The 5955-nt window shown below is 74.8% G+C and carries 7 protein-coding genes; 4 read left to right on the forward strand and 3 right to left on the reverse strand.

The features are described 5' to 3' along the window. Window positions 1-334 precede the first annotated feature (334 nt). Window positions 335-856 (forward strand): GNAT family N-acetyltransferase, encoded by a 522-nt coding sequence (locus tag BG452_RS15880; RefSeq protein WP_188304940.1) that lies wholly within the window; start codon window positions 335-337, stop codon window positions 854-856. Between the two features lie 21 nt (window positions 857-877). Here the strand turns inward: BG452_RS15880 and BG452_RS15885 are convergent, their stop codons facing one another. Then, complete coding sequence (locus BG452_RS15885; protein WP_317621065.1) at window positions 878-1759, reverse strand: carbohydrate kinase; 882 nt, start codon at window positions 1757-1759, stop codon at window positions 878-880. A 350-nt stretch (window positions 1760-2109) separates the two neighbouring features. On the opposite strand from BG452_RS15885, the gene BG452_RS15890 reads away from it, so the two are divergent. The 3 genes from BG452_RS15890 to BG452_RS15900 all read left to right on the forward strand — a co-directional run bounded on the left by BG452_RS15890 (window position 2110) and on the right by BG452_RS15900 (window position 4323). Further along, entirely contained in the window at window positions 2110-3663 is a 1554-nt protein-coding gene (locus tag BG452_RS15890) for a M1 family metallopeptidase (RefSeq protein ID WP_317621066.1), read from the forward strand. Between the two features lie 120 nt (window positions 3664-3783). Beyond that, window positions 3784-4026 carry a hypothetical protein gene (locus tag BG452_RS15895; RefSeq protein WP_188304942.1) on the forward strand — a complete coding sequence of 81 codons (243 nt, stop codon included), beginning with the start codon at window positions 3784-3786 and terminating at the stop codon, window positions 4024-4026. Between the two features lie 60 nt (window positions 4027-4086). Next, complete coding sequence (locus tag BG452_RS15900; protein ID WP_188304943.1) at window positions 4087-4323, forward strand: hypothetical protein; 237 nt, start codon at window positions 4087-4089, stop codon at window positions 4321-4323. A gap of 120 nt (window positions 4324-4443) precedes the next feature. On the opposite strand, the gene BG452_RS15905 is transcribed toward BG452_RS15900, so the two are convergent. Then, window positions 4444-5154 carry a hypothetical protein gene (locus tag BG452_RS15905; RefSeq protein ID WP_188304944.1) on the reverse strand — a complete coding sequence of 237 codons (711 nt, stop codon included), beginning with the start codon at window positions 5152-5154 and terminating at the stop codon, window positions 4444-4446. 209 nt (window positions 5155-5363) lie between these two features. Then, on the reverse strand, window positions 5364-5955 hold a 592-nt coding region (locus BG452_RS15910), incomplete at its 5' end, for a CAP domain-containing protein (RefSeq protein ID WP_188304945.1).

The following is a 5955-nucleotide window of genomic DNA, read 5'->3' on the forward strand; positions in this document are numbered from 1 at the left end:
TGCGGCGGCCCCGGCGGCCGGGGCCGCCGGGGCGGGCTTGGGCTGGGCGGCGGGACCGGCGCAGCCGGTGACCACGGCGGTGAGGCAGACGGTGGCCAGCAGCCCGGTGCGTAGGCCGCTCCGCTTCTGGCCTCTCCTCAGATCCCCATTATTGCGACAAACCGATGGTCCGTTCATAGCTGCTACTGCTCCCCCACCGGGCGCCCCCGCCAACCCCCCGTCACCCGCCCGGGGCAACGGCACGCCGCCCGCCTTGCCGTTCCTTTGCCGAATCCTCCGCAACCGGTACGAAAACCCTTTGCGGCCACGGCGCCCGGAAATGGATCATGCGCGCATGACCGACCCCTGGACCATCACCACGGCCGACGTGACCGCCCCCGAGGCCACCGAGCTGCTGCGCGAGTACTACTACGACGTGGCCAACCGCTACTACCGCCTCCACCTGGGCCGGGAGGGCACCCCGGAGGAACTGGAGTCCGGCCTCGCCGACTCCCCCAGCGACGACCTGGCCGCCCCCACCGGCCTCTTCCTGCTCGGCCGCCACGAGGGTGCCGCCCAGTCCTGCGCCGGCCTGCGGCGCCACGACGCCACCACCGTCGAGCTCACCCGGGTCTACGTCCGCCCGGGCGTGCGCGGCACCGGCGGCGGCGTCCGACTGCTCGCCGCCGTCGACGAGGCCGCCCGCACCCTGGGCGCCGAGCGGATCGTCCTCGACACCCGTCTCGACCTGGTCGAGGCCCGCGCCCTCTACCTGCGCAACGGCTACCGGGAGATCCCGGCGTACGGCGACACCGGGCCCTACTCCGAGGTCTGGTACGGCAAGGACCTCACCGAGGCTTCCGAGCAAGGGAGTTGAGCGGAATCCTACGGTCCCGTACTACCCCAGGGCCGCGGCCAGGTCGGCAGCCGAGGGCGGGTTGGCGCCGGGCCGGGAGACGGTGAGGGCGGCGGCGGTGACGGCCCGGACCAGGCAGTCGGCGAGGTCGGCCCCGGAGGTACGGGCGTGCAGGAAGGCGGCCATGAAGGAGTCGCCGGCGCCGACGGTGTCCGCGACCGCCACCGGGACGGCCGCCGCCCGCTCGCGGCGCCCCTCGGCGGTGAGCGCGAAGGCGCCCTCCGCACCGAGGGTGACGGCGACCACCGCGGGACCGAGGGCCAGCCAGCGCTCGGCGACCGCCTCGGCGGGCTCGCCCGGGTAGAGCCAGTCGAGGTCCTCGTCGCTCGCCTTGACCAGATCACTCAGCGCCACGCAGCGCTCCACCCGGCGGACGGCGGCCGCCCGTTCGCCCATCAGCGCGGGGCGCACGTTCGGGTCGTAGCTGACCTGGGCCCGGTCGCGCCAGCGCTCCACCAGGGCGAGCACCGCGGCGGCACCCGGTTCGGTGACCGCGGCGATCGAGCCGAGGTGGATCGCGGCGGGGGCGGCGGGGAGTTCGGTCGGCGGCAGCGTCCAGCCGATGTCGAAGGTGTACTCGGCCCGCCCCTGCCCGTCCAGCCGCACCACCGCCGAGGGCGTCCGCGCCACCTCCGCGGCCCGGACCACCACGCCGGCCGACTCCAGGTGCGCCCGGATCAGCCGCCCGTTGGCGTCCGGCCCCAGCTCGGTGAGCAGCACCGCCGGGTGGCCCAGCCGGGCCAGCCCGTACGCCAGGTTGGCCGGGCTGCCGCCGGGGTGGACCTGATCGGGGGCGCCGTCCGTGCGGACGATGTCCGCGACGCACTCGCCGATCACCAGGAGGTGCGAAGCGGGGCTGGTCACTCGGCGGCTCCTGGCATCCTGCGGGCGGGAGTTCGAAGGCGGACCCCAGCCTACGGGGTGCGCCCGGGAGCCGTCAGGACACATGAGTACGGCCGCCGGACCTGGCCAGGTTCTCCGACGGCCGTGACCTCGTCCGTCAGGGGACGAAGCACTACGAACACTAGGCCCGTCCCGGGGGCGCCGCCAGCACCATGGGCCGTCCGGGGGACGTCGCCGTGTCGCCCCCGGGTCGTCCCCGGTTCGGGTTCTTCCCCGGCTGCCGGAGCTGACGGTCCACTAGCATCCGTGCCCGGTGCCTCGCGCACGCACCGCCCGTCGTCCTGCCCGGCTCCCGGTCTCCGGCTCCCGAAGTGGTGATCACCCTGCTCAGGCCCCGTACCGCCCTCGCCCCGGCGCTCCTGCTCAGCGCGGCGCTGCTGTCCGCCAGTGCCCCGCCGGCCACCGCCGTGGACGGGCTGGGGGATCCGGTCTTCCACTCGCTCGGCAACACCGGGTACCACGCCCTGGCCTACGACCTGTCCTTCGACTACCGGGCCGACACCCGGACCGTGGACGCCACCGCGGTGATCACCACCCGGCTCGACCGGACCCTCGCCCACCTGTCGCTGGACGCGCTCGGGCTGAACCTGCGCGCCGTCCGGGTCGACGGGCGTCCGGCCCGGTTCGCCACCCACGACGAGAAGCTGACCGTCACCCCGGCGCACCCGCTGCGCCGCGGCGCCACCGCCCAGCTGACCGTCGAGTACTCCGCCGACCCGCGCGCCGCCCTGCCGCACACCGGCTGGGTGCCGACCCCGGACGGCTTCGCGGTGGCCGGCCAGCCCGCCAGTGCGCACACCGTCTTCCCCTGCGACGACCACCCCGGTGACAAGGCCCGCTTCACCATCGCGGTCACCGCGCCGGACGCGCTGCGGGGCGTCGCCAACGGGGAGCTGACCCGGACCGAGCCGCTCGGCGACGGCCGCACCACCCGGCGGTACGTCTCCCGCGAGCCGATGGCCACCGAACTCGTCCAGGTGTCCGTCGGCGACTACACCGTCCGCGAGCGCCCCGGCCCGCACGGGCTGCCGCTGCGCGACGTCGTCCCGACCGCGCGGCTCGCCGACCTCACCCCGGCCCTCGACCTCACCGCCGACCAACTGGCCTGGGCCGAAAAGCACTTGGGGCCTTTCCCGTTCGAGTCCTACGGCATCCTGCCGGCCGACACCGACGATCCGGCGGCCTTCGGCTTCACCGGGCTGGAGACCCAGACCCTCACCCTCTACAAGCCGGACTTCCTGCGCCGGCCCGAGCCGGCCATCGGCTCGCACATGATGCACGAGCTGGTGCACTCCTGGTTCGGCGACAGCGTCACCCCCGCCACCTGGGCCGACCTGTGGCTCAACGAGGGCCACGCCGACTTCTACGGCCTCACCTACCGCTACGAGCGCGGCTGGCCCGACGCCTGGGGCGACACCACCCTGGTCGCCCGGATGCGCCGGCTCTACGGCCTCGGCGACCAGTGGCGGCACGACTCCGGCCCGGTCGCCGCCCCCACCGCCGCCACCCTCTTCGACGACCAGCGCTACACCGGCGGCGCCCTGGTGCTGTACGCCCTGCGGGAGGAGGTCGGCCAGGAGACCTTCGACCGGATCGAGCGCACCTTCCTGCGCGAGCACCGGTACGGCAACGCCGGCACCCGGGACTACGTGCGCACCGCCTCCGAGGTGTCGGGCCGGGACCTGAGCGGCTTCCTGGACGACTGGCTGTACGGGCAGCGCACCCCGCCGATGCCGGGGCACCCGGATTGGACGGTGACACCGGCGACCGCCACGCCGCCCGCCGCACCGGCCGCCGGCGCCCGGACCGCCGGTTCCGGCGTACCCGGAGCGCCCGGAGTGCGGGAGGGCTCGGGGACGATCTGACGCGCTTCGCGGGCTCTGATCGGCTTTCGGACGCTCTGCCGCCATTCGCCCGCCGGATCGCGCCGCATTGCGCGTCCGGGCGCCCCCGTGCGCCCCTGGCCGCCCGGGGTCGGGCGGGCCATGGTGGTGCTCACGGCCCGCGTGCCGCCCGGCCTAGCCCCGGCCGGCCCGCGGGCCGTCCAGCTTCTCCCGCCGCAGTGCACGGCCTGCGAGAACATCCGCGCGGAGCTCGTCGGCCGCCGGTACGTCGATCCCAGGAGCGCCGCGACGGTCGAGCTGACGGCCTGCGCGCGGGAGCCCTCGGAGCGGACGCCGCGGCAGGTCCAGCAGGTGCTGGACTCGTTCCGCACGGCGGGCCGCTGAGCCGGTACGTCGTCGCGGTGGCGCCCGTAACCCTTCCGGCGCACGGTCGTTGGACCGGCCATGAAGAAGCGCAGCATGCTCGCCGTCGCCTCGCTCGCCGTCGGCGTGGTGGCCTCCCTGGCCGCTCCCAGTGCCCACGCCAGTGCGATCGGCGGTCAGGAGGGGCTACCCGGTCCGCTGACCGGCGCGCCGGGCGCGGTGCCCGGGCAGGTCGGGGACGCGGGCGGCGTGGTCGGGCAGGCCACCGGGTACGTGACCGGCTCGGCGGACGGCCTGGTGCCGGTCACGCCCGCGTAGCCCCGCGCTTGCCAGGACGCGCTTGCCAGAGCGCGCTTTCCAGCACCTCGCGTTCGGAGCGGGCCCGGGAAGGGGATGGGTGCGGCCGTCGTTCGGCTCCCCCGCCCGGGCCCGGGCTGGTCAGCCGCGGACGAGGAACCAGCCGCCGAGGCCACTGCAGCCGGTGTTGTTGTAGGCACCGAGGTGGAAGCCGGCCGGAACGGGCTGGTACGGGCAGACCACCAGTCCGGGTCGGGCCACCACCTGGAACCAGGAGCCGATACCACCGCAGCCGGGCACCTGGTGGCCGGTGTTGACGTAGCCGGGCGGGATCGGCGAGCCCGCGCAGGTCCAGATGCCGTCCCTGGCGAGCTGCATGAACCAGGCGTCGATGTTGGCGCAGCCCGCACCGTTGCCGAGGTGCTGGGTGAGCACGTACCCGGGCGGGATGGGCGAGGTGCCGCAGGTCCACAGGCCGTCCACGGGCAGCCGCATGTACCAGGAGTCGTAGCCGTCGCAGCCGGTGGGGGTGTGGCCGGAGAGCACGTACCCGGCCGGGATCGGCGAGGTGGCGCAGGTCCAGATGCCGTCGCGCGCGGGCTGCTGGTACCACATGCCGGCGCCGTTGCAGCCGTTGTTGGTGTGGTTGGTCAGGACGTAGCCCGGGGTCACGGGTGCGCCCCGGCAGATCCAGCCGGGCCCGGCTGCGGCAGGTGCGGCGGCGGCGGTTCCGGCGGCGGTTCCGGTGAGGACGGCGGCCAGCAGGGCCACCACTCCCACCGCGGCGGCGAGTCGGCCCCGGAGGGCGGCGAACGACGAACGGTCCAGCAGTCGGTGACGCAGTCTGTTCACTTCACACCAGTCCAATCGACAGGTCTGTCCGGCCCCGCACGAACGGCCGTGCGGGCACCGGGCGTTGGAGCCGGTGTGACCCTAGCAAGAATTGGAACGATCCAATGTGGCTAGCATGACCACATCAAAAGTTGGCCGGAAACACCCGCCTGACACCGCCCGACGCCGCCGGGGCCCGTCAGCCCCGGCGGTCGGCGCGGTGGGACCGGTCAGGACAGTGGGGCGCCGAGGTCCTGGGTCCACAGGGTGCCCGCCGGACTGGAAGCGACGCCGACGCCGATGTCCTTGAAGCCGCAGTCGAGCATGTTGGACTGGTGGATGCCGCCGTCCATCCAGTGGGCGAGGACGCTCGCCGCCGTGGTCGGGCCCCGGTCGAGGTTCTCGCCCCACTGGGACCAGCGGTAGCCGGCCGCGGTGATCCGGGCGTCGGCGCGGACGCCGTCGGGGTTGACGTGGTCGAAGAAGCCGCGGGCGGCCATGTCGTCGGCGTGCTTCTGGGCCGAGCCGTGCAGCCGGGGGTCGATCCGCAATGGGGCGCAACCCACCTTGGCGCGTTCGGCGTTGACCAGGTCCACCAGCTGCCGTTCCGGGTTCGGCTGCGGGGCGGCGGGGGTCGGCCGGGCCACGGTCGGCGAGGGCGTCGGCGTCGCGGTCGGGGTGTCGGTGGGGGTCGGCGTCGGGGTGGGTGTGGCGATGGCCGACGGGGTCCCGAGGAGGGCCGCCGGGGTGTCCAGTGCGGCGGCCGGGGCGGTGGGCTCGGGGGCCGTCGCGCTCGGCGGCTCGCTGGGGTGCGTCCAGACC

The sequence above is a fragment of the Streptomyces sp. CBMA123 genome, assembly GCF_014596465.1.
GTDB lineage: Bacteria > Actinomycetota > Actinomycetes > Streptomycetales > Streptomycetaceae > Kitasatospora.

What these genes read in the sequence shown, in the direction of transcription:
- BG452_RS15880 (WP_188304940.1), top strand. Translation starts at nt 335, where the DNA reads ATGACCGACCCCTGGACCATCACCACGGCCGACGTGACCGCCCCCGAG.
- BG452_RS15895 (WP_188304942.1), top strand. Translation starts at nt 3,784, where the DNA reads ATGGTGGTGCTCACGGCCCGCGTGCCGCCCGGCCTAGCCCCGGCCGGC.
- BG452_RS15900 (WP_188304943.1), top strand. Translation starts at nt 4,087, where the DNA reads ATGAAGAAGCGCAGCATGCTCGCCGTCGCCTCGCTCGCCGTCGGCGTG.